The 23,112-nt window shown below is 45.9% G+C and carries 16 protein-coding genes and 2 riboswitches; of the genes, 2 read left to right on the forward strand and 14 right to left on the reverse strand.

Features of this window, described 5'->3' with window-relative positions; all coding sequences use genetic code 11:
• Positions 1 to 86: 86 nt before the first annotated feature.
• Positions 87 to 2,936 carry a YhgE/Pip domain-containing protein gene (locus tag WMO75_RS00465; RefSeq protein WP_302247373.1) on the reverse strand — a complete coding sequence of 950 codons (2,850 nt, stop codon included), beginning with the start codon at positions 2,934 to 2,936 and terminating at the stop codon, positions 87 to 89.
• A gap of 50 nt (positions 2,937 to 2,986) precedes the next feature.
• A complete protein-coding gene (locus WMO75_RS00470; protein WP_022214936.1) occupies positions 2,987 to 5,056 on the reverse strand; it encodes an efflux RND transporter permease subunit in 2,070 nt (689 codons plus the stop codon).
• Between the two features lie 229 nt (positions 5,057 to 5,285).
• Between WMO75_RS00470 and WMO75_RS00475 the strand changes: the two genes are divergently transcribed.
• Positions 5,286 to 5,906 carry a TetR/AcrR family transcriptional regulator gene (locus WMO75_RS00475; protein ID WP_022214935.1) on the forward strand — a complete coding sequence of 207 codons (621 nt, stop codon included), beginning with the start codon at positions 5,286 to 5,288 and terminating at the stop codon, positions 5,904 to 5,906.
• A gap of 40 nt (positions 5,907 to 5,946) precedes the next feature.
• Here the strand turns inward: WMO75_RS00475 and WMO75_RS00480 are convergent, their stop codons facing one another.
• The 4 genes from WMO75_RS00480 to WMO75_RS00495 all read right to left on the reverse strand — a co-directional run bounded on the left by WMO75_RS00480 (position 5,947) and on the right by WMO75_RS00495 (position 12,582).
• Complete coding sequence (locus WMO75_RS00480; RefSeq protein WP_022214934.1) at positions 5,947 to 7,047, reverse strand: ABC transporter ATP-binding protein; 1,101 nt, start codon at positions 7,045 to 7,047, stop codon at positions 5,947 to 5,949.
• A gap of 1 nt (position 7,048) precedes the next feature.
• Complete coding sequence (locus WMO75_RS00485) at positions 7,049 to 8,110, reverse strand: FecCD family ABC transporter permease (protein ID WP_118251953.1); 1,062 nt, start codon at positions 8,108 to 8,110, stop codon at positions 7,049 to 7,051.
• Between the two features lie 17 nt (positions 8,111 to 8,127).
• Complete coding sequence (locus tag WMO75_RS00490) at positions 8,128 to 9,294, reverse strand: ABC transporter substrate-binding protein (protein ID WP_022214932.1); 1,167 nt, start codon at positions 9,292 to 9,294, stop codon at positions 8,128 to 8,130.
• A gap of 69 nt (positions 9,295 to 9,363) precedes the next feature.
• Positions 9,364 to 12,582, reverse strand: coding sequence for a hypothetical protein (locus tag WMO75_RS00495; protein ID WP_349077468.1), 3,219 nt, complete (start codon positions 12,580 to 12,582; stop codon positions 9,364 to 9,366).
• 184 nt (positions 12,583 to 12,766) lie between these two features.
• Positions 12,767 to 12,952, reverse strand: a riboswitch (cobalamin riboswitch).
• A 228-nt stretch (positions 12,953 to 13,180) separates the two neighbouring features.
• Between WMO75_RS00495 and WMO75_RS00500 the strand changes: the two genes are divergently transcribed.
• Positions 13,181 to 16,435: an Ig-like domain-containing protein gene (locus tag WMO75_RS00500; protein ID WP_349077469.1), complete on the forward strand. Its 3,255-nt coding sequence runs from the start codon at positions 13,181 to 13,183 to the stop codon at positions 16,433 to 16,435.
• Between the two features lie 131 nt (positions 16,436 to 16,566).
• On the opposite strand, the gene WMO75_RS00505 is transcribed toward WMO75_RS00500, so the two are convergent.
• The 8 genes from WMO75_RS00505 to WMO75_RS00540 all read right to left on the reverse strand — a co-directional run bounded on the left by WMO75_RS00505 (position 16,567) and on the right by WMO75_RS00540 (position 23,090).
• A complete protein-coding gene (locus tag WMO75_RS00505; RefSeq protein ID WP_243002327.1) occupies positions 16,567 to 17,184 on the reverse strand; it encodes a hypothetical protein in 618 nt (205 codons plus the stop codon).
• Between the two features lie 91 nt (positions 17,185 to 17,275).
• Positions 17,276 to 18,643 (reverse strand): sirohydrochlorin cobaltochelatase, encoded by a 1,368-nt coding sequence (locus WMO75_RS00510; RefSeq protein ID WP_349077471.1) that lies wholly within the window; start codon positions 18,641 to 18,643, stop codon positions 17,276 to 17,278.
• Between the two features lie 132 nt (positions 18,644 to 18,775).
• Positions 18,776 to 18,973: riboswitch (cobalamin riboswitch) on the reverse strand.
• Between the two features lie 54 nt (positions 18,974 to 19,027).
• Complete coding sequence (gene thiE / locus WMO75_RS00515; RefSeq protein ID WP_118251957.1) at positions 19,028 to 19,678, reverse strand: thiamine phosphate synthase; 651 nt, start codon at positions 19,676 to 19,678, stop codon at positions 19,028 to 19,030.
• A 5-nt stretch (positions 19,679 to 19,683) separates the two neighbouring features.
• Positions 19,684 to 20,976, reverse strand: a complete 1,293-nt coding sequence (locus WMO75_RS00520; RefSeq protein WP_118251958.1) for a Na+/H+ antiporter NhaC family protein — start codon at positions 20,974 to 20,976, stop codon at positions 19,684 to 19,686.
• Between the two features lie 9 nt (positions 20,977 to 20,985).
• Complete coding sequence (locus WMO75_RS00525) at positions 20,986 to 21,489, reverse strand: NUDIX hydrolase (RefSeq protein WP_118251959.1); 504 nt, start codon at positions 21,487 to 21,489, stop codon at positions 20,986 to 20,988.
• Positions 21,490 to 21,846: 357 nt separating this feature from the next.
• Positions 21,847 to 22,470 (reverse strand): manganese catalase family protein, encoded by a 624-nt coding sequence (locus WMO75_RS00530; protein ID WP_022214924.1) that lies wholly within the window; start codon positions 22,468 to 22,470, stop codon positions 21,847 to 21,849.
• 3 nt (positions 22,471 to 22,473) lie between these two features.
• Complete coding sequence (locus WMO75_RS00535; RefSeq protein ID WP_118698970.1) at positions 22,474 to 22,758, reverse strand: spore coat protein CotJB; 285 nt, start codon at positions 22,756 to 22,758, stop codon at positions 22,474 to 22,476.
• Positions 22,755 to 23,090: a spore coat associated protein CotJA gene (locus WMO75_RS00540; RefSeq protein ID WP_227222101.1), complete on the reverse strand. Its 336-nt coding sequence runs from the start codon at positions 23,088 to 23,090 to the stop codon at positions 22,755 to 22,757. Before WMO75_RS00540 ends, WMO75_RS00535 begins: the two co-directional genes overlap by 4 nt.
• Between the last annotated feature and the right edge of the window lie 22 nt (positions 23,091 to 23,112).

Here is a 23,112-nt window from a genome sequence, read left to right on the forward strand (position 1 = left end):
TACAGTATAGCAGACTCCCTCCGCCATCGCAAGACAAAACAGGGGAACGGTCTGAAACCGTTCCCCTGAAAAAGTTATCATCATTATCAGTCGTTGTCAATTGCTTCTGTTTCAATGACAAACTTCACATTTCCATCCATCTTATCGGACTTTCCTGCATAGCTTGTGTATGCATTATCATCAGAACGAAGCGCATCCAGACGATCCAGAACATCCTGAAGATCATCATTTACAGCTTCATCAAGTTTCTTGATTCCCTTGTCATTGAATTCCTTTGTTCCGTCAGCCAGTTTCTTGGCTCCTTTGGCAAGCGTATTGATTCCGCTCTTAACCTGCGAACTTCCACTTACAAGTGTGCCTGTTCCACTTGCAAGCTGCTGTGTTCCGCTTGCAAGCTGACTTGCTCCGCTGTTCAGTGTACCACTGTTTGCAGAAAGCTGGTTTGCTCCGCTTGTCAGAGTACTTGTTGCACTGTCAATCTGACTTGCTCCGCTCTGAACCTGCTTGCTTGCACTTGTAAGCTGGTTTGCTCCACTTGTCAGCGTTGTTCCTGATTTCTGAAGCTGACTTACACCATTTGTAAGCTGTTTATTGGTAGACTGCAGTTTCAGTGCACCAGATTTCAGCTGTGTTGCTGACTTCTTTGCTGTATTATAACCTTCCTGAAGCTGATCTGCACCAGTCTGGAGTTCTTCTGCACCTTTCTGAAGTTTAGTTAACTGGTCGCCATCCAGCATACTTCCGACTTCTGTCTGAAGTGCTGCTGTTCCTTCTTTTACCTGAGCGGAAGCATTTGTCAGGGATTCTCCCTCTCCGGTTCCGTTCGTGATCAGATTGTCAGCTACTGTCTCTAACGCTTCATTATTACCGGTAAGCTGTGTCAGGGCTGCATTCAGACCTGCTGCAAGCTGTGCTGCACTGTCAATTGCATCTCCTGTGGAATCAGCATCGTCATCCTCATCCAGACCATCAGAAATCTGATCCAGACCATCCTTAAGCTGTGATACTGCATCTGCTGCCGCCTCATTCTGGCTGCCCTGTGCACTGATCGTAGCTGCTGCTGCCTGAACTTCTCCAGCCTGTTCAGAAAGACCAGATACCTGATCTGCATGTTCCTGAAGACTGTCAACTCCACTCTGCGCGGTATCCACACCACTGGAAATTGCTCCGATCGCACTTTCCACTGCGCTGTTTACAGCCGCTGCTGTTACATCATCCATAGAAGAAGTATCAATGCTGCTCAGAATATCAATTGCAGATTCTGCACTTGCAAGACCGCCGGCGATCGTTCCTGCATCACCCTGAATTGCTGCTCCTGCACCCGCTGCTTCGCTGATTGCATCTGCTGCTTCACTCACCTGATCCGCTACGGAATCATCTGTAGATGCCTCAATGGAATCTGCTGCCTCCATTGCCTGTGCAAGACCGCTTGTGATCTGCTCTGTTTTGGAGTCTTCACTTTCGCTGCTTCCTGTCATGCTTCCAAGAAGCTGTGCAAGCTGTTCAGCAACCGGCTGTGCCTGTGCAACGCCTGCCGCATATGTTTTTACGCTGTCTGCAAACTGTGCTGTTCCCTGTGCATAAGCACTTACACTGTCTGCATATGTGTTGATCTTTGTAACTGTATCGGAAAGTTCTCCTACCATTGAACCTGCTTTTTCTGCAAAAGCACTGATTCCTGCTGCCGCTTCCTTGACACCCTTTGCGCTCTTTCCAACACCCTCTACCAGTGTTCCGATTCCATCAACATACGTAGTAATTCCGTTTCCAAGCTGTGTAGCGCCCTGTACATAAGCCTTTACACCACTTCCAAGAGTGTTTGTTCCGCTGACGTAAGCTTTTGCACCGGCTGCAAGAGTATTTACACCCTGATTATATTCTGTGAGGGAACTGGTCAGCTTACTTACACCGGATGCATACTGATTTACACCGGACGCAAGGGTATCTGCACCGGAAGTATAAGATGCAACACCACTCTTCAGGCTTGCAGCACCGCTGTTTAATGTACTTACGCCGCTTTTCAGTGAAGCAATACCGTCATCCAGTTCTTTGTATTTCGTATTCAATGTGGTAGTACCATCAGAAAGTTCCTTGGCCCCATCCACCAGCTTAGTTGCAGAATCTGTAAGTTCTTTCATGGAATCCTTAAGATCATCCAGACCGTCAATATCATCTGTATCAATGGAATCCAGAAGGTCTGTCATTCCGAAAGTAAAGGTAGAACTCATGCTGAAATCTGTCACATCTGCTTCCATTGTGAAGCCTTCCGGAATGTCAATGTCGATATCCTTATCGATGCTCTTGAGATCCAGGCTGTCTGCCAGTCCCGGGAGACCTACGCCGACTGCAATGTTTCTCTGTCCGTCAGAAAGGACTTTACCATTGTCGATCGTTACATTTGTGAAATTATCGACCGGAAGGATCATTGCTGTCACCATGACGAATGGTGAATACATGTCTGTCTTTTTCTTGCCGACTTTTACTTTGTTCTTGGCATTGTTTGTGTATTTTACTTCGACCTTGAGATGACCGCTCTTGCCTGCCAGATCATCCGGACTTACCTGAACACCGTCCAGGTAATAGGTAAGTTCTACAGATGCCGGAAGTTCCTTGGTAGTAGTTCCCTGATAATAAATATCCTTATCCTCTGTATTCCAGGTCAGGTCATCGCCGTCCTGGTCAAAGGTCTCATCACCTTTGACATTCTTGATATCTTTAAGATCGGACACATCGCTTAAATTTCCTGAGGAAGCTGAGTTTTTCAGCCATTCAGATACAGTGATTTCCTGCGGAGTACCACTTGCTGAAGCGTTTACATATACAGTTTCCTGTTTTGAAACACTGCTGTCCGCAGCCAGTACCGGCACTGTTCCCATAACAACTGCCATTCCTGTTGCCAGAGAAGCTACCACTACTTTCTTTCTGTTTCTGTTCATATCTTGACTCCTTTTCCAGCCCGGGGGCTTCATTCATTTATGTGTTGATTTTATTTTTTGTCCGGCAAAAAGCCTTTTGATGTACGAACAATGATCGGGTCAAATACCATAAACATCGCCGGAAGTACAAGCAGTACAACGACCGTACTGATCACCGCACCTCTCGCAAGCAGAGTGCAGATCGAACCGATCATATCTACCTGTGAGTAAAGAGCTACACCGAAGGTTGCTGCAAAGAAGCTGCATCCGCTTACGATGATAGACTTCATGGAGAATTTATGTGCAATAGAAATAGATTCCTTCTTGGTCTTGCCAAGATGACGCTGTTTCTGGTAATTGCTTGTCATCAGGATCGCATAGTCTACGGTTGCTCCAAGCTGGATCGCACCGATGACGATACTTGCAACGAACGGAAGGGTTACACCCTGATAATACGGGATTGCCATATTTACATAAATCGCAAACTCGATAACCGCCAGAAGTACAAACGGCAGGGAGATGGATTTGAATACAAACAGGATGATCACGAAGATTGCTGCCATGGAAAGGATATTTACTCGCTGAAGGTCGACATCTGTCGTATCCTGAAGGTCCTTCATCAGAGGTGCCTCACCGATGACCATGGAGTCCGGACTATATTCCTTAACGATCTCCTGAATGGAAGCAAGCTGTGCGTTACATTCATCTGTTGCAGATGAATATTCAGAGCAGACAAACTGCACTTCGTAGTTGTCTGATTCCAGCATTTCCCTGACATTGGAAGGGATCATGGATTCCGGGAAACTTGGTCCGATCAGGGAGTTCATACCCAGAGACCATTTTACTCCGTCTATTTCATCGATCTTGTCGAGCATCTGTGTTTTCTGTTTGCTGTCCAGACCATTCCTGAGCAGGATCATATGCATCGTGCTCATATCAAAATCCTCTTTCAGTTTATCATTTGCAACATTACTTGCCAGGGTTGCCGGAAGAGATTTATCAATATTGTAGTAGATCTGTGTATGGTTGTTTCCATAGATTGCCGGGTACAGAAGTACGAGGAATACGATCAGCCATACTTTGTAATGTTTGGTGATAAAACCGGAAGCTTTGTCCATGTTCGGAAGCAGAGCCTTGTGTTTTGTCTTCTCGATTGCCTTGTCGAATACGAGGATCATTGCCGGAAGAACAGTTACACAGCAGACAACTCCGATCACAACACCCTTCGCCATAACGATACCCATATCACGTCCCAGGGCAAAGGTCATAACACACAGTGCAAGGAAACCGGCGATCGTAGTAACGGAACTTCCCGCTACGGATTTGAAGGTATCTGCGATCGCATGTGCCATCGCACGTTCTTTCTCATCATATTTCTTCTTATATGCTTCAAACGAGTTCAGCAGGAAAATGGAATAGTCCATTGTAACACCAAGCTGAAGTACCGCCGTCAGTGATTTGGTAATGTAGCAGACCTGACCGAGAAAAATATTACTTCCAAGGTTATACAGGACCGCCAGACCTACACTCAAAAGGAACAGAATTGGAACCACGAGTGAATCCATTGCAAGAAGCAGTACCAGAAGGGAAAGTCCTGCTGCGATCACAACATAGATCGGCATCTCCTCCAGGGCAATGTTCTTGATATCTGTTACAACACCTGACATACCACTGATAAAGCACTGTTCATTTGCGATCTTACGCATGTCTGTAACTGCTTCCATCGCAGCATCAGAGGAAGTTGTATTGTCAAACAGTGCGATCATCATGGTCGCATCGCCATTAAAAAATGCATCTTTGAATTTATCAGGGATCATGCTTACCGGGATGCTTAAGTCAGCCACACTGTCATACCACAGAACATCCTTTACATGCTCTACATCCTGAAACTTTTCTTTTAATGCTGCTACGTCCTTGAGGTCCATATCTTCCACAACGACCATGGAAAACGCACCCATTCCGAACTCATCTACCATGATATCCTGGCCTTCTACAGTTTCCAGGGAATCCGGCAGATAACTAAGGATATCGTAATTGACTCTTGTTGCCGCCATACCGATCACTGACGGTATCAGCAGAATCATACTGATCAGTACGATCAGCACTTTATGCTTCGCTATCCATTTACCGACCTTAATCATCATGTCCTCCTTGTTGACTATCTTTTTCATTTATGACTATCAGTCATTTTCTTTTCATCATTAAGAGTTATATACCAAAACTGACTGTTAGTCAATATACGATTATGCGAAAGTGTCCAAAAAACAACTTATTTTTTTCATTGTGTTGATTGGTCCGTAATTAATATTGACTTCTGGTCATTTTTGATTATAATAAAGCACAAAAGGTATGGTCAGAAGGAGAGATTTTATGGGAAAAGTAGAAGTAAAAAAGCAGAAAAAGAAAGATGCGCTGTTCAATACTGCATTCGAGCTTTTTACCACCAAAGGCACCAACCAGACGACCATCTCTGATATCGTAAACAAAGCAGGCGTCGCCAAGGGGACCTTTTATCTTTATTTTAAAGACAAATATGATATTCGAAATAAACTGGTATCACACAAGACCTCGGAGCTTTTTTACCAGGCTTACCGTGCCGTGATCGACCAGGAGATCACAGGCTTTAGGAATCAGCTTCACTTTATGATCGATTTTATTCTGGATGCCCTGGAAAGTGACTCTCCTCTTCTGATGTTTATTTCCCGCAATCTTTCCTGGGGTGTCTTTCAGGCAGCTCTGGATGACAAAGTTCCAGACGAAGATCTTGTATTTTATGATGCGTATCTCGGACTTCTTGAGAAGGATGAACATACGTATGAACATCCGGATATGATGTTGTTTTCGGTGATCGAGCTGGCAAGCTCCACCTGTTACAGCTGTATTCTTTATCAGCAGCCGGTTTCACTCAGTGAATATAGGCCGTATCTGCATCGGTCGATCGATGGGATACTGGATAGTTATACCCATGACGAACCACGGGGACGGAGTTAATGACCCTGAAGTGCCATATAACTCCGTCCCCGTGATTCTGTCATCTTTTTTCAAGTTTTTTATCATTCTTTGCTTTTTCGATCAACTCTGCGATTCTGCTGTTCGTTTTCCCCACTGTTACTCCGGCATCAATGACTTTTTCACAGGAATCCACCAATTTCATGGCTTCTGCAAATGTCTCATCACTGATCTCCTCAAACGGCTTCTCTGTCACAGTCCGTACAGCGAGAAGGCGTGCCAGCTGATAGTCGATGTCATTGGTATAGAGAATCCCGGCTGCAAATGGGATATTTTTTCTCTGCAGTTCTCTGTAAATTGGGATTCCGGTTCCACCGCTGGAGATGACCAGGGTCTTTGGTTCTCCTTCTGGTCTTGGAAGTTCCAGGCTTCCGAAGACCGGGTCAAAATATCCATTGTCAATTCCATAAAGATCACGGATCGCTTCTTCCTTAAAGATCGTTTCCGGTTTTCCGTAATGTGCAATGCGATCGCCTTTTACGCAGATGATCTTGTCGGCCACTTTTTCAGCCAGATCGATCTCATGGAGCGACATGATCACGGTGATTCCTTTTTTCTTTGCCATATTTCTGAGGATTGAAAGCAGTTCCAGTTTGTAACGCACATCCAGGAATGAAGTAGGTTCATCCAGAACGATGATCTCCGGTTCCTGACAGATTGCCCTTGCCAGAAGAACTCGCTGCCGCTGTCCGTCACTGATCGCGTTAAAATCACGGTCGCCAAGTTCCTGTGCATGGACTGCTTCCATCGCTTCATCAACCTTCTGCTCATCTTCCCTGCTCAGGATTCCAAGCTTGCCGGTATATGGATAACGTCCGGTAGCCACAATATCATGGCAGGTCATAAGTTCCGGTTTCATACGGTCCGTCAGGACTACCGCCATCTTGGTAGACAGGTCACGGAAAGACAGCTTAGAGAGATCTGCATCTGCGATCTTTACATTTCCGGAAATGATCTTGAGCTGGCGTGTGATACTTTTGAGGATCGTGGATTTGCCGGCACCATTCGGTCCGATCAGTGTCACGATCTCTCCTTTTTCGATTCCGATACAGATGTCATGGATCAGGGCTTTTCCGTTATAGCCAACTGCCAGATTATCCATATTTATATATTGCTCTGCCATATCACTGTTTTCCTTTCTGACGTTTCAGCATCATTGCGATGACAACCGGCGCGCCAAAGATTGAAGTTACGGTACTGATGTTCAGTTCCAGCGGTGCAAATGCTGTTCTTGCGATCAGGTCACTGAGCATACAGAAGACTGCTCCTCCCAGGAAGGTTCCCGGAATGACGACCAGTGGCCTGGAAGTATTCAGTGCCTGTTTTACCAGATGTGGAACTGCGATTCCCACGAAAGAGATCGGACCCGCAAAAGCAGTTACTGTAGCCGAAAGGATACTGGACAGAAGGATCAGTGTCACACGAAAGACCTTGATATCAACGCCCATGCTCTGTGCATAAGCTTCGCCCAGCTGATAGGCACCGATCGGTTTGGAGAGCATAAATGTCAGTGCGACTGCAACAGCTACGATCACTGCTGCAATATGTACATTACTCCAGCTCATACCGGAGAAACTTCCCTGGGACCAGCCATGAAGGTTTACGATATCGGAATCCTCTGCAAACGTAACCATAAAATCCGTGATCGCAGAGCAGATATAACCGATCATAGTTCCGGCGATCAGAAGTGTCGCCATATGTTTGATGCGTCTGGATACCAGAAGGATAAATCCTGTTGCTATCAGAGATCCGATAAAAGCGGCAATTACTAATGTATAGGAAGAAACTTTGTTGAATTTCTCCAGGAAATAGATCATTGCCAGTGCTACGACCATTTTGGCTCCGGAAGAAATACCCAACAGGTATGGTCCGGCGATAGGGTTTTCAAAAAAGGTCTGTAACAGAAATCCGGAAAGGGACAGTGCACCGCCCAGGATCGCCGCCATCAGAAGACGCGGCATTCGGATCTTCCAGATAATATTGTATTCTGTCTGTGCACCTTCCCGCAGGAAAATGATCTTCAGGATACGTGAGACCGGAATGTTTGTCGTTCCGGTATTGATGTTTAATATCAGAATTGCAAAAAGTGCCGCTGCAAGTACTGCAAATACTGCTGCGTAACGTGAACGCCGCCGGAAGTTTTCCATGTGGAAGGTTCCGGTGCCCTCACCTGTCTGTGCTTTCATCATGTTTTCTCCTGTATTTAATCAATTTTTGTCATAAAGGTCATCTGGCTCGCATCTCCGCCGGTGAGCATCAGATGAATGTCTGTGATCATATTTCCTACAATGTCGGTTGCCTGGTAGAGATATTTGCCGGCACACCATACATTGCCTTCTTTGACAGCCTTGAAGTCTGCAAAAAGTTCGCTCTTCTGCAGAAGGTCATCCACGCTGTTAATCGGATCATCAATCGTTCCATTGTATACCAGATAATCCGCATCGATCGCCTGTGTATAAAATTCTTCCATCGTCATCGGCACGGAAGAACGCTTTGTTTCTTCCTCAGAGTCCACCTGTGTCGGAACGTAACGACCGCCTGCGATCTCGATCATCTTCGGCACATAGTCGGATGGTTTTCTTACGACTACGGAGCCATCTGTATTAATATAGAAGAAAGCGACTGTTTTTTCTGTATTTTTGAAATCTTTCAGATCAGAGATGATCTTTGCCTGTTCGTCAAAGAATTCTTTCGCCTCATCTCTCTTATCAACCATTTCTGCATAAACTTTGATCCATTCGGTACGTCCAAGCGGATGGTTTTCGTAACTGGAACGGTCTGTGAATACAGGGATTCCCATCTGCTCGATCATCTCCTGTACCTTCGGGGTGTGAAGGATCATCGTTGATTCAATTGCCAGATTACATCCGGAATTTACGAGAAGTTCATAATCCGGCTCACTGTATTTGCCGGCAAAAACGATGTCGCCGTTTTCCATTGCCTGTTTTGCCGCATCAACATACCATCCAGATGCCTGAAGGGAAGAAAACTTGATGTCATCCAGTGCGTCCAGGGAAGAAAAAAGAGACATTGCAGATGTCGCTGCCAGGTAAATATTATCCAGCGGCTTCTGAAGCACCACGATATCCTCATCCAGTCCGTCAGGGGCACTCTTTCCTTCCGGTACCAGAAGGAACTGGCCGCTGTCCGGCACATCGATCAGAGTATAGTCATCGTTGTAATAGTATATATGGAAGCATTCTGCAAACTCATTCTGCATTTCTGACTGAAAAGTCAGGCCGGGGATCTCCGGTGCAGAGGAATCGTTATCTGCTGCTTTTGTGCTCACGGACAGGCTGAAAATCCCCATCATGAGAAGGCATGCTGCCATAAGCGGCAGCCACAGTTTTCCTGTACTTCTTTCTTTCATATTCTTATTTTATCCTCCGATTTTTATATACGGGCGATCCGAAGACCGCCCGCTCCCATGATTACTGTGTTACTGTTCTGTATCTGTATTTTCTGTTGTATCTGTACTTTCCGATGTGTCTGAGCTTTCTGAGTTATCTCCGCTATGTCCGCTTACAGCAGCTTCATAAAGTTTGGACGCTTCCTTCTCACATCCGAACAGAGCCCCATATACTTTGCTCCACTCATATTTTGCAAGGACATCCTTCTCATCTTTGGAACGATCCAGGATCATCGGGATCTTGAGGATTGCAAGTTTTTCTGCAAAGGCAGTCATTTCCGGATATTTCGCTGCGATCTGGTTTTCATCGCTCTGTGCATCATCCGTCTGTTCTGCATCAGCAGTATCTTCCGTACTGTCGTCCCCTGTATCCTCTGCTTTCGCTGTCAGGATATCGGACGGTACGATCGCCAGTTTGCATTTATTTTTTACAAGTTCTTTCAGGTCTGCTTTATCATAAGTGCCTGCTGAAATGATATCGCCTTTTCCAAGGGATTCTTTGATTGCAGCGATCTTGCAGTCGTCTGCTGTCGCAGAAACCGCAGATACATTTTTGTCTGCACCGATCTTATCGATCATTTCCAGTGCCACGTCAGAAGCAACATATGTCTTGTCCATCGGAAGCTGGATCACAATAATAGATTTGTCGATTCCTGCCGGAATCTGATCGGCTTTGTCCTCAGGAACAAGAAGGTAGCGGATGACTTCCTGCTTATAAAGTTTTGCGTAATCCTGTTCTGTCGCTGCGTTCTCCTCTCCATCCGCACTGGAAGTCTTTGCTGTACTTTCTTCATTCGTGCCGTCTGTGGAAGTCTGTGCCGCGTTATTCTGTGTAAGATCCACACTGTCCTTGCCAAACTCATCATTCAGAGTGATCTCAAGCACGGTCATATCGTTGTTGTAATAATGGATCTTGAACATTTTGGAATGTTCCAGTTTCAGGGAGCTCATATATTCCAGACCTGTGATCTTTGGCGCCGCATCATCCTTGTATACGGTGCCAGCATCTGTCTCGGCTTCCTGACCGTCTGCAAGCTTTGTGGAATTTCCTGCTGCCTTTGCAGTCACACTGCTGCCACCGGAACTCTTACTGCCGGAACTGCTGTCCGGGATATCCATGCCGAAATACAGAGTATATTCAATCTCGTACGGCTTGGACATCGCTGTTGTACAGCCTACGACTTTATTGTTGGCATTCAGCTGGATCGGGATCTTGAAGGTACTGTATTTGTCCCCCTGATCTACCGGATCATACTGGTTTCCACTTGCTTTCACATAGATCCATTTGCCACTGTTGAATGTCACATACGCCCATGCCTGTCCATCTTCGACGCTGATCTTGTCGCAGGTAATATTAAGGCCATGCGTACCTGTTCCACCTGACCAGGAGAAAGAGAACTGATCAGAGCCATATTCCCCATCCTTTAAGCCGCCGGCAGAAGAATCTACCTGGCTTGTCTTGCCATCTGTATTTGATTTGTAGTTATTTGTACTCGAGCTGCTTCCACCGGATCCACTGCTTCCGCCGGAACCAGTTGAACTGCCGCCAGAACTGCTTCCATTAGAACCACTTCCACCGGTGCTGCCTCCATTGGAACTGTTGCTGCCGCTGGAACTGCTTCCATTGGAGTTACTTCCATTGGAACTGTTATTTCCATTAGAGTTATTCCCTGAATTATTTCCGTTCGAATTATCATCTTTGGAACCATCTCCGCCAGTTCCGGAATTGCTGGTATCTACGTTGAATTTCAGCGTATGGTCATACCACATTTTATCCTTATCACCAGCCTCATAGTAACGATGAGAGCGCGCAGCCAGTTTCGTATCTTTGTTCAGACCTTCCAATGCAAATTCATAGGTATATTTACCCTCTGCATCAACTTTGTAGGAAATCAGCTTGCTGTCTGCCGCCTTCAAAGCCTCTTCTTTGGTTCCAAGAAACAGCCTGTCGTATCCTGTTCCACTCAATGTGATTTTTGCAGTAACCTTACCATTCTTGACCGTAATCTCACATGCATTGATCTTGAACATCGTAGCCGTACCAGATACATGTGTCACCGTGCCTGTATAGGTTCCATCCTTCGGAATATCACTGGATGGTGCAGAAGTCGGCTTCGGTGTGGCTGTCGGCTGTGGTGTGACTGTCGGAGTGGCATCCGGTGTGGCTGCACCGCTCTTTGTGATATGGATAACGTATTCAATATCATGCGGCTCTGTCATGGCGATCGTCGTTCCGGTGATCGTCATATCTGTATTAAAAGTCACCGGAATCTCAAAGTAAGAACCGCCTTCGTTACTTGCAGGCTGATATTCTTTGCCGTCCACAACCAGTTTCGTAAAACTGCTGCTGCTGAATTTGATCGTTGCATAGGTCTGACCGTCTTTTACAGTAATCCCTTCACAGGTGATCTTTGTTTTTCCTGTACCGCCGCTGAATGAGAAATCATCTGCTTTATACGTACCATCTGCCATGGAAACGGCATCTGCTTCTGTCTCAGCAATACTGTCTTCTGTCGTATTGTCTTTTTCCAGACTTTCAATACGATAGTCCTCGGCTGCTGTAGTCTGCTCTGCACCAGTCTCTTCCAGTGCTCCGATCTGCCAGAGAGAAGCAGAATCGCTGTCTGAACTGTCTGAGCTCTTTGAAATCATTCCTTCGCCGGAATTATCTGCAGAAGTATTTTCTTCTGCTGTCGGTACTGTTTCAGAAGGTTCTGCTGTATCCGTTGTTTCCTGTACAGGTGTTTCTGATACTTCAGACGGAAGCATAAAATACAGTTCTTCCTCTGTATACCAGCTGTCATCCTCTGTATTTCCCGGGACATAAGCCGCTTTTTCACCAAGGTACTTCGGGTCGATATAAAACAGATAATGATATCTGCCCGCTTCATCCAGAGAGCCCTCAATTACCGGTGTGCGGTCTTCGTCTGTTCTGTTTCCGATATATACTCTGTTATAAGTTGTATTGGCAGAGACAATCTCGATCAGAATGGAATCATCCTCTGCATACGCTTTTTTGTCTGTTATCTGAAGGAATTCTTCTCCTGATGATACATCGTCTGTGTTCTGCTCTGTTTCGCCCGCATCAGTTTCTTCTGTTTCCTGAGCTGTATTTTCATCAGATTCTCCTGATGAGTCTTCACTGCTTTCCTGCGCCGATGCATTTTCTGCTGATGCCATGACCGATGCCTGTGGTGCAGCTGTTATACTCAATGCAAGGAATGCAGCGAGAAATTTTTTCGAATGCATATGCCTCTCTCCTCTTATAAAACGCATTTCTGTAAGTATCTCATATAGGATTTTTCCTCTTACACTGCAAAAATATAAAGCCTACTCTCCGATCCAGATGAGTAGACTTCAGTCGCACAAATAAAACATCCTTCTTTGCATAACCGGATGTTTCGTTTCTGTGAAATTCTGCTTTCTTCGGAAGCTTTTCACTGATTCTCCAGCAGGTTTCCTGACTTGCAGAGTATTCTAAGATCACGCCTTCTCACACAACTTCACATGCAATGGCTTCTGCAATCCTCTCTTACGCTTACAGTGACCGGATCGTTCAGGATTCGCACCTGATTCCCTATTATCTGTCAGTGACAGCACTGGAGTTCCTATATTCTGCTTTATTATAGCAATATATGCATCCTAGTGCAATAGTCTGAGCCTGATTTGTACTGCCAAAAATGTGCCAATATGCACAGAAAAAGCAGTGTTTTTTCTTGTTAGCATTTGTTATTTTTAACAAGAAGTGATATGATTAATAACAGAATGTAATTCGCGGGACATTCCAGTTGCACAGGGCATCCTTCATGATGCCTCAATTTTATTCAATAATAAGGAGATTATGAAAATGAAACAAAGAAGTAAAATTCTGACAGCATTGTTTCTCAGTGCATCACTGGCAGTTACTCCGGCAGCTTCAGTCTCAGTTCTTGCGGAGGATCTGGATTTTGCAGCAGTCGAAGAAATTGACGTAGTACCCGAAGAAGAAATTTCTGATTCAGAAGAAGTTTCCACTTCCACAGAGGATTCTGTTTTAGCGGCCGACATTACGACAGAGGATTCTGACCTGACAACTGATGAATTTACAGCAGATACATCTACCTTCAGTGCGGATGAAGCAGATGTATTTACATCTGGTGAGACATCTGAACAGGATGTCTCAGAAGCCAGAACTCATTCTATCAAAGTTTCTGTTATCAACAGTTCAGGGGTTGCTTCCGGCATGTACGCTATGAACAGTGCTGTTGTCACCAGACAGGACGATGGCACTTATCTGGTAAGAATGCACCAGACAAACGTAAACAGAAACTACATGGCTCTCACAGATGATAAAAACAAAGCAACCAATCATGAGGTTGACTGGTATGTTGCTGGTGGAGACGACGGCTACTGGTATACCATTCCTGTTGCCAGTCTGACAGATCCCCTCTATGCAAGTTTCAGCTATACCAAAAATGTAAATGCAGGCAAAGCCTGGGGAAATGTTCAGACAATCACCTTTGATGTCAGTTCCATGGCAGAAACCGAAGAAAGAGATGCAGTTGCATCCGATATCAACAAACTTCCGGCTACAAACGGTCCTGCTGATTACACATCTGTAGATGCAGCTCTGGCCACTGTTCCGGAAGACCTCTCCATCTACACTGATGAAACAGCTGATGCTGTAAGAGCTGCCGTTGCAGCAGTTAAAAGAGATTATACTATGGCACAGCAGGCTGATGTTGACAAGATGGCACAGGCCATCACCGATGCAGTCAATGCTCTGGTCAAAAAAGCTGTAGAAGAAGCCAAGACTCATTCCATCAAAGTTTCTGTTACCAACAGTGAAGGTGTTGCTTCCGGCATGTATGCCATGGATGATGCTATCGTTACCAAGCAGGACGACGGCACTTATCTCGTAAAAATGCATCAGGCAAACGAGAACAGAAACTACATGGCTCTCGTAAATGGTACAACGGCAGACGACATAGCTGCTGCTACTCAGCACAAGGTTGACTGGTATGTTGCGGATTCTTCCTACTATTATACCATTCCTGTTGCAAGCCTCAGTGATACTGTTTATGCAAGCTTCAGTAAGACCACAAACGTCAACAAAGGCTCAAAATGGAGCAATGTCCAGGCCATCACTTTTGACACCACCTCCATGGCAGATACTGACAAGAGCGATATTGATGCTTCCGGCATGAACAAACAGGCTGCCCTGGATTATTCTTCTGTAGATGCTGCTCTGGCAACTGTTCCTGAAGACCTCTCCATCTATACAGACGAAACAGCCAATGCTGTTACTTCTGCCGTGAAAGCACTTAGCGGTACATACAAAGCTGCAACACAGGATGACGTTGACAAACTGGCCACCGCTATCACCGATGCGGTCAACGCTCTGGTTGAAAGAGGACTTCTCACTGTTACAAACGAAACATTAATGTTTAACGTTGAAAAAGCTATTCTCAGAGACGGCAATCTCATCCTTACCCTTCACGGAACAGGTTATCATTATCTGTACAAAGGTACTTATGAAGAAGCTGTTGCAAATGGTGATAACAGAGACAACTGGATCGCCGGTGAAGAAGTTAACGGTAAATGGCAGTTTACTGTCCCTGTAGCAGAAGGCGAGACATACCTTCCGATCGTAGCTATCTCCAACAGCTACCTTACCAAATATGAAGAAGGCAAGAACTCTCTGAAAAGAGCTTTCTATCCTCGCCAGGCTGTGATCGATCAAGACGCTGCTACTTTAGTTACCGGTGATTACGATCATACAAAAGATCTGACCGTTGACAACAGCGTTAAGATGTTCAACGTTGCTGCTGCTTCTCTTGAAACCATCGGCGGACCAAATTCTAACAATTATAAGGAAATCCTTCACCTGACCATGGGCAGCGACAGCTTTGACAAAGTATTTATCGGTTTTGCCAAAGATGCAGCAAAAGCTGAAACAACGGCTGACATCACAGACCGCAAAGTTTCTTTCAATATGAAGGCAAACGCTATGGGTGGAGAAGCTACTACAGATTATCTTGACAAAGAAGTAATCTTCTCTTTCCATTCTGTAAAAAATGGTACCTGGTATGAGCGTGTCTTCAATGTAAGCAAGACAAATGGCACACTTACCATTACACCGGTTGCTGCTGCTGATTACACCGCTGTAGATGCGGCTCTGGCTGCTGTTCCAAAGGATCTCTCCATCTACACTGACGAAACGGTTGCTGCTGTAAGAGCTGCTGTAGACGCAGTTAACAAAAACTGTACCGTATACCAGCAGGCCGATGTTGACAAGATGGCTTCTGATATTACAGCAGCTGTAAAAGCACTGGTTAAGAAACCTGTAGCCGCTGCCAAAGTTACGCTGAATGCTACAAGCAAAAAAATCACTACCGGTAAGTCCTTTACATTAAAGGCCACTGTTGCACCTTCCAATACAACAGACAAAGTTGTATGGAAATCCAGCAATACCAAAGTTGCAACTGTATCCGCTAACGGTACTGTAAAAGCAGTGAAAGCAGGTACTGCTGTGATCACCGCTACGGCAGGAAAAGTAAAAGCAACATGCAAAGTTACTGTTGCCAACCCAGTTTACAAAGTAACCAGCATCAAACTTGCAGCTGCTCCTTCCCGCTACATCACAGCAGGCAAAAGAGTACAGCTCAGAGCTACAATCACTCCTTCCAATGCAACAAACAAAGCAGTAACCTGGAAATCCAGCAATACCAGAATCGCAACTGTCAGCTCTACCGGTATTGTAACCTTCAACAAAAATGCAGGCGGCAAAAAAGTCACCATCACAGCTACTGCAAAAGATGGCAGCAAGAAATATGCAAGAATCACCCTTGCCTGCATGAAAGGTTCTGTAAAGAGCATCAGGCTTTCCGGAAAAACTACCGTTACCAACGGTCAGTCCACAAAAGTAACCGCAGCCGTTACTTCTCAGGGCGGAAGCGCAAACAGATCACTTGCATGGTCTTCCAGCAATACAAAACTTGCTACCGTTGACAAATACGGTAAAGTCAAAACCATCAAAGGCAAAAAAGGTACAGTTACCATCACTGCCAAAGCAACAGACGGATCTGGAAAGAAAGCAACATTCAAGATCCGCATCAAATAATATCCCTCAGTTTCACTGATCGATATTACTACATAAAAAAATATCCTGGCGGGTTCAGTTATGACACTGGATCCGTACAGGATATTTTTATTGTACTGCATATTTGGTTATCGTTTTGTCCAAAGACAATTTTATTTCTCTGACGCTTCTTTTGTATCGTCTGTTGAAGTGTCCTTCGTCTCTTCTGTTGCTGCTGTCTCATCAGATTCTTTCTGAGGATTGGTGACTTTTACCTTATGATCGTACCATTTGTTTTTCTTTCCGATCAGGGCAAGGTCAAATTCTTCGTCAATAGCTTCAACCGGAATATCAAAACCATAAACTTCTTCTGACATTCCATCGCTGTATGTAACAGTATCTGTTGTCGGCTGGAGAAGTTCTGCACCATCTTTCTGTGCATCCTCTGCTGTTCCCACAAACAGATTTACGATATTTTTGGAAGCCAGACTTACATGAAGTGTCATCTTACCGTCTTTGACTGTCAGGACTCCCTTGCCATCGTTTGCTTCGTTTACATGGAACATTCCGCTGTCTGTGTCAAACTCAGCACTGTAGGTGCCATCTTCCAGAACTGCATCCTTTGCATCGTCCTTCTTATCGGTTGTATCAGCCTTGGCATCATCCTTCTTGGCATCTGCTGTTGCTGTAGAAACTGACTTGACTTCTGTTTCTGCCAGAACCGGCGTAAAGCTTCCAAACATAAGTGCTCCGCTTAATACGCATGCCATCATTGCCACTGAACGTTTCATAATATTTTCCTCCTGCTTTTACAGGAAATGCCCGGAAAGACCTAGATCCTCCCGGGCAGCCCCGTTATCTTACATAAAAACTGTTTCTTTATTATTCTGCTGCTTCTTCTGTAGTATCAGCTGCATCGTCTGTTGTTTCCTCTGCTGCTGCATCATCAGAAGCTTCTTCTGTGTCATCTGTTACTTCTGCTGCATCATCAGCTGTTCCCAGAGAATCGATAGCATCTTTTGTATGTGCTACATACAGATCCTCAACTGCTGCGACTCTCCCAAGACCTTCGATCTGGCAGTCAACACTGTCAAATGCTCCGGATGCCTCGAACTGGCTCTTCCAGGAATCTTCATCATCACCAGCCATATCGTTGTTTGCATGGTCACCAGCTACAACCATAAGCGGACGAAGAACGACTTTCTTGAAGCCTGCATCTTTAACCTTAGCGATAACTTCTTCGCATGCGGTGTCTTCCGGCTCACCTTCAACAGTTCCGATGAAAGCGTTTGTGAATCCAAGGTCTTCCATCTGTGTCTGCATCTGATCGTATGTTACGTTTGCTGTATGAGAAGTACCATGTCCCATGAATACGAATGCTGTTCCGTCTTCTGCGGCTGCTTCCATGCTGTCATATCCTGCTACCTTGCAAGCTTCATCTGTGATAGCCTGTGCAACTGCTTTCTTGTCGTCGTTGATCACAGTAGCGTCATCACCAACTTCACCAAGCATTGGCTCTGCGATTGCTACAGATTCGAATTTGTCTTTGTAGTTGTCGATTACTTCTACCATCTCATCGTACTCAGCACCATGCATCAGATGTGTAGGCTGAACAACAAGGTTCTTAACTCCGTTTGCTACTGCACGGTCAAGAGCCTGATCCATGTTGTCGATTGCTTCATCATCTCTTGCCTCTACATGGTTGATGATGATCTGTGCTGTGAAAGCACGTCTTACGGACCAGTCCGGATAAGCTGCTGCCAGAGCATCTTCGATTCCTTTGATATCCTGTGCACGGCTGTCGTTGAAGGAAGTACCAAAGCTTACAACAAGAAGTTCGTTCTCACCGATCTCATCCTGGTTGCGTGGGTCATCCTTGGAAGCATCGCCTGTGTCACGTCCGAAATATTCCGGGCTTGCTTCTTCACCTTCTACCAGTTCTTTCTGTGCGTCTGTCAGAGCATCCCATGCTTCTTTGGCTGCCTTACAGTCCTCATCTGTTGTGTCGTTTCTTTCCTGAACGTAGATCTTGTCGATCAGTGCTGCAACGTTGTCTGCTGCTGCCTGGTCATCATCAGATGCCTCTGCTGTATCGTCTGCTGCTTCTGCGTCATCTGCGTCATCTGCTGCTGCCTCTGTTGCAGTGTCCTCTGCGGTGTTGTCAGAAGCCATAACTCCTGCTGTACCCATCATAGATACAGTTGTGATCGCTAACAGTGTTGCAAGTGCTTTTACAGTTTTGTTTTTCATGTTTTTGTCCTCCTTTGACATTACAGTACGAAAACTGAACAGAATCCTGCACACAAAAAAAGCCCTCAAAAAAGGGGTAAGTGGTCTATCAAAAAACGGTACGACCAATTACTCGTGATCTGGAATCCATATTCCCGTACCAGACAACAGGCAGGTTTCCTGACTTGCCGCTCAACATATGGTTCTATCTTCCCAGTTTCCCAGTGATCATGCTTAATGCATACAGAACCGTACTCCGTGCTTACAGTGACGAGATCGTACAGGTTTCTCACCTGTTTCCCTTTTAACCTCATGAACAATGCCCTCGGCACCTGTTATCTTCTTTATTCAATTTTCTATACAGTATCATATTTTTTGACAAATTACAATACATTTGGGCTATTTTTAACAAAATATATCGGTCAGCCTGCTCATCTGTGCTGTTTTTGCTGCCGGATCTTCCGCTGCAAAGATCCCCGAGATCACGGCTGCACCGTTGACTCCGCTGCCCTCAAGCTGTGAGACATTTTCGCTGTTGATCCCGCCGATCGCCACGACCGGAATACTGACAGAGGCTGCGATCTTCTTCAGTTCTTCCATGGAAAGATATTTGGCATCTTTCTTTGTCGTGCTGCCAAAAACCGCCCCTGTTCCGATGTAATCTGCTCCGGCTTTTTCGGCTGCGATCGCCTGTTCAACAGTCTTGGCTGTCATCCCGAGGATTTTGTCCGGTCCTATCATGGCACGGATGTCTCTTTCCTTAATGTCTGACTGACCGACATGTACACCGTCCGCATCCATTTCCAATGCGATTTCCACACTGTCGTTCACTACAAAGGGGATATTGTACCTGCGGCAGAGTTTCTGAAGTTCTATGGCTTCTTTTCTTGTCTCTTCTGCACCCAGTTCTTTTTCTCGGAGCTGAAGGAAGGTTGCCCCGTTCTGGATCACCTTTTCGCAGACAGAAAGAAGTGTCTCGTCTTCTTTCAGCCAGCTTCGGTCCGTAATGACATAAAGTTTCAGCGCTTTTGCTATCTGTTCTCTTGTAAATTTCATTTTTCTTATCCTTTCTTCCGAATTCCATCCAATACCCTGCAAAGCGGCAGCAGATACAGGAAAAACGCGAATAAAATACTGCTCTGTGGTGCACCGACTGCCGTAAGCGGAACTGCCCCCGCGATCGACCATGGGATCATTGGTGCAAGGATCACGACACTGTCCTCCAGGTCATTCGCAAACCTTTCTTTGTCTCGTTCTGTTCTGGCGCAGAGCTGCTGTGTCAGCATGATCGCAAGTGTCTGGTTGCAGGCGATCGCGCTGGCTGCTGCTGATGTGAGCAGGATCGCAAGAAACGGAAATGTTTTTTGTGCCAGAGTTTCTACGGTCGCCTGGATCCCGTCGAGGATCCCCGTTTTCTCAAAAATCCCTGAATAGGATGAGGAAAGACACACGATCGCACCGACCCTCAGCATGGAAACGATCCCTCCTCCATCCAGCATGGAAGCGATCTCTGCATTTTCGCTGTGAAAGCCAAAGATAAGGATGTGCGGGAGTTCCATAAGCGGCATCCCCTGTATCCAGACGCATAAGACAAGTGCCACGGCAATGCTTGCAAGCATAGAGATTTTGACTCCGAGCTGCGCCACGGACAAAGCCAGGATCACCAGTGCCGGCAGAAGTGTCCACCAGACGATCCGAAATTCCTGATGAAAAACTCCGGTAAGATCCGGCAGTTCCTGTGTATGGGAAGTCTTCATTCCGATCATTGTATACAGGATGCAGACCAGTACAAAGGGGATCAGTGCACTGCGGAGCATATTTCTGATGTTCCTGTAAATGCTGGTCTCTGTCAGTTCTGACACAAGAAGGGCGCTGGTCGAGACCGGTGAACAGCGATCACCAAAAAAGATTCCCGAAAGGATCGCACCGCCGCAGAGCCACGGAGATACCGAAAGGACAGAGCCCATCGTCGCACAGACAACGCCTACTGTTGCCGCTGTCCCAAACGAAGTTCCGGTCAGCACCGAAACCAGCGAGTTCAAAAGAAATACCATCAGAAGAAAGACCGATGGTTTTATAAAATGGATCGTATAGCAGATGATCACCGGGATCGTTCCTGCCTGTCTCCAGAGTGCGGTCAGCATTCCGATCAGCATAAAGGTGATCAGGATGTTTCTGACCTTCCAGATTCCCTCGCCCGCCATATGCAGGATCTCTTTTACTGAAAATCCTTTTTTCTTTGCATAACAGCCAAAGATCACGAAACCTGCCAGTAATGCATATATAATAGAAACATTACATACAATACACAGAATAAGGATGCCGCAAAACAGCCCTAATACTGCAAATTCCATGGCAGCCTCCTACATCTCGAAGGCTTTGCGGATGCTGTCGTAATGGAGGAATTTGCCTTCTGCTGCAAATGCCTGGATCTGTTCCAGAGTTGCAAACATGTGTCCGTCTGTCTCCTCCGTCTGCAGTGTCAGGTCTTTCTCATCAATGTCCATGACAAAGCGGTAAACGTCTACAAAGTAGTTATCGCCCTCGCCCGGATTTTCTCTCTTATAGGTAAAAAGATAACCGCCTTCTGCGTTTCTTGCATCCAGACCGGTTTCTTCTTTTACTTCACGGAGCACTGCCTCATAGGAATCCTCTCCTGCCTGTGCCGCGCCGCCGGAAACTTCCCACCAGCCCGGAGCCCAGGCTTTTGTCATAACTCGTTTGGTGATCAGGAATGTGCCGTTCGGTCTTGCAACAACACCAAGCACGGTCAGATGATACTCCCCGTCTTTCAGACACCAGTCGTTTCTCTTCATTGTGCGGCCTGTCGGCTGTTTATTTTCATCGTAGATATCCCAGTATTCCATTTATCTTTCTCTCCCTGTCTGTCTTTTTTGTCCCTGCTTCTACTGGCGGGGATTTTTTTCGGTTTTATTTTACCAGAGTAAAGTGTAAATGACAAGGAATTCAGATTTATAGCCTGGAAAAACATGGTTCAAAATCTGGCAGTTCTTCCTTTTTAATGCTCAGGCAGTTTATCGGCATCGGATTTAACCGGTTATTCATTTTCCGGGGCAAAACTCTATTATGAAGACATTTTGCCTTGGAATAACTTGTGAGATGCTATGTTTTATTAAGGAAAAATGGCGCCAGTTATAAGCCCAGCACCATTTCTCACTACATTCTAAGCCTGGTGTCAATGTGCCAGACACTTTTTATTTCATTCAACTTTTACACGAGGCTTTACATGGATTGTCGAAACTTGGGTTAAATGCGTAGAAATTCTTGGCATCCAGTTCTTCCTGAATGCTTCGGAGAGCTTCCCCAAACCGCTGGAAATGAACGATCTCCCTTGCACGCAGGAATTTAATCGGGTCGGCAATCTCCGGAATGTCACGTACTACGCGGAGAATGTTATCGTAAGTCGAGCGGGCTTTCTGTTCGGCAGCAAGGTTTTCGAACAGATCTGTGATCGGATCACCTTTACTCTGGAATTCGCACGCATTAAACGGAACACCGCCCGCCGCCTGCGGCCAGACACCAACTGTATGGTCAATATAGTACGGCCCGAAACCGCTCTTTTCAATCTCTTCCATTGAGAGGTCGCGTGTGAGCTGATGAACGATGGTAGAGACCATTTCGAGGTGTGCGAGTTCCTCCGTACCGATGTCATTTAAGACGGCGGCAGCCATACGGTTCGGCATCGTAAATCGCTGGGAAAGATAACGGAGAGATGCGCTGACCTCCCCGTCGGGACCGCCATATTGGCTTAGGATATACTGTGCGATCTTTGCATTCGGAGTCTTGATATTTACCGGATACTGCAATCTTTTTTCATAATTCCACATAGACTATCTGCACCCTCCTTCCTGCTCCCATGGGAATGGCTGTTCCATCCATTTCCAGGTGTTGCCGTCTGTCTCCAGTGCATCATCGACAGTGAGAGGTCCATAGCACTGGGCGTATTCTTTCATCAGTTTCCTGCGCTCGGCGGCGCATTCCTGATAAAATGCAAGTGCTTCCTGACAGCATGGATGCGTGTCGAGATAGAGAAGAATGTCGTTGACAGCAAAACTGACCTCATTGATCCGCTGAAGGAGTTTTTCTTTTGGGGTGCACTGATTCGGACACATCATCGTCTGCCACCTCGCTTTCCGCAAAATGGTTTGCACAGATCAGGGAAAACTGTTCCAACATTTAAAGCATAACCAAGATCATAAGTCGTCGAAAATTTCTGACAGGGTACATATGCCATCGCGATCTGCATTTCATCAATATGCGTATACATCTCAGGATCTCTGGACGATGCAGACGGCATGCGGCAGGATGGGCATGGTGCGGACGGTGTTCTCGAGTTTCGCGGTGATGGACGGCAGGAACATGGCTGGTTTCCCATCATTTCACGTGCCATACCGCAGGTTGCATTATATGGGCGGCCACAGGGCCGGGATGTCTGATAGATTTCCATAAACAAGACCTTTCAGAAGAGC

The organism is Blautia intestinihominis, from assembly GCF_040096655.1.
Classification (GTDB): Bacteria; Bacillota; Clostridia; order Lachnospirales; family Lachnospiraceae; genus Blautia_A; species Blautia_A intestinihominis.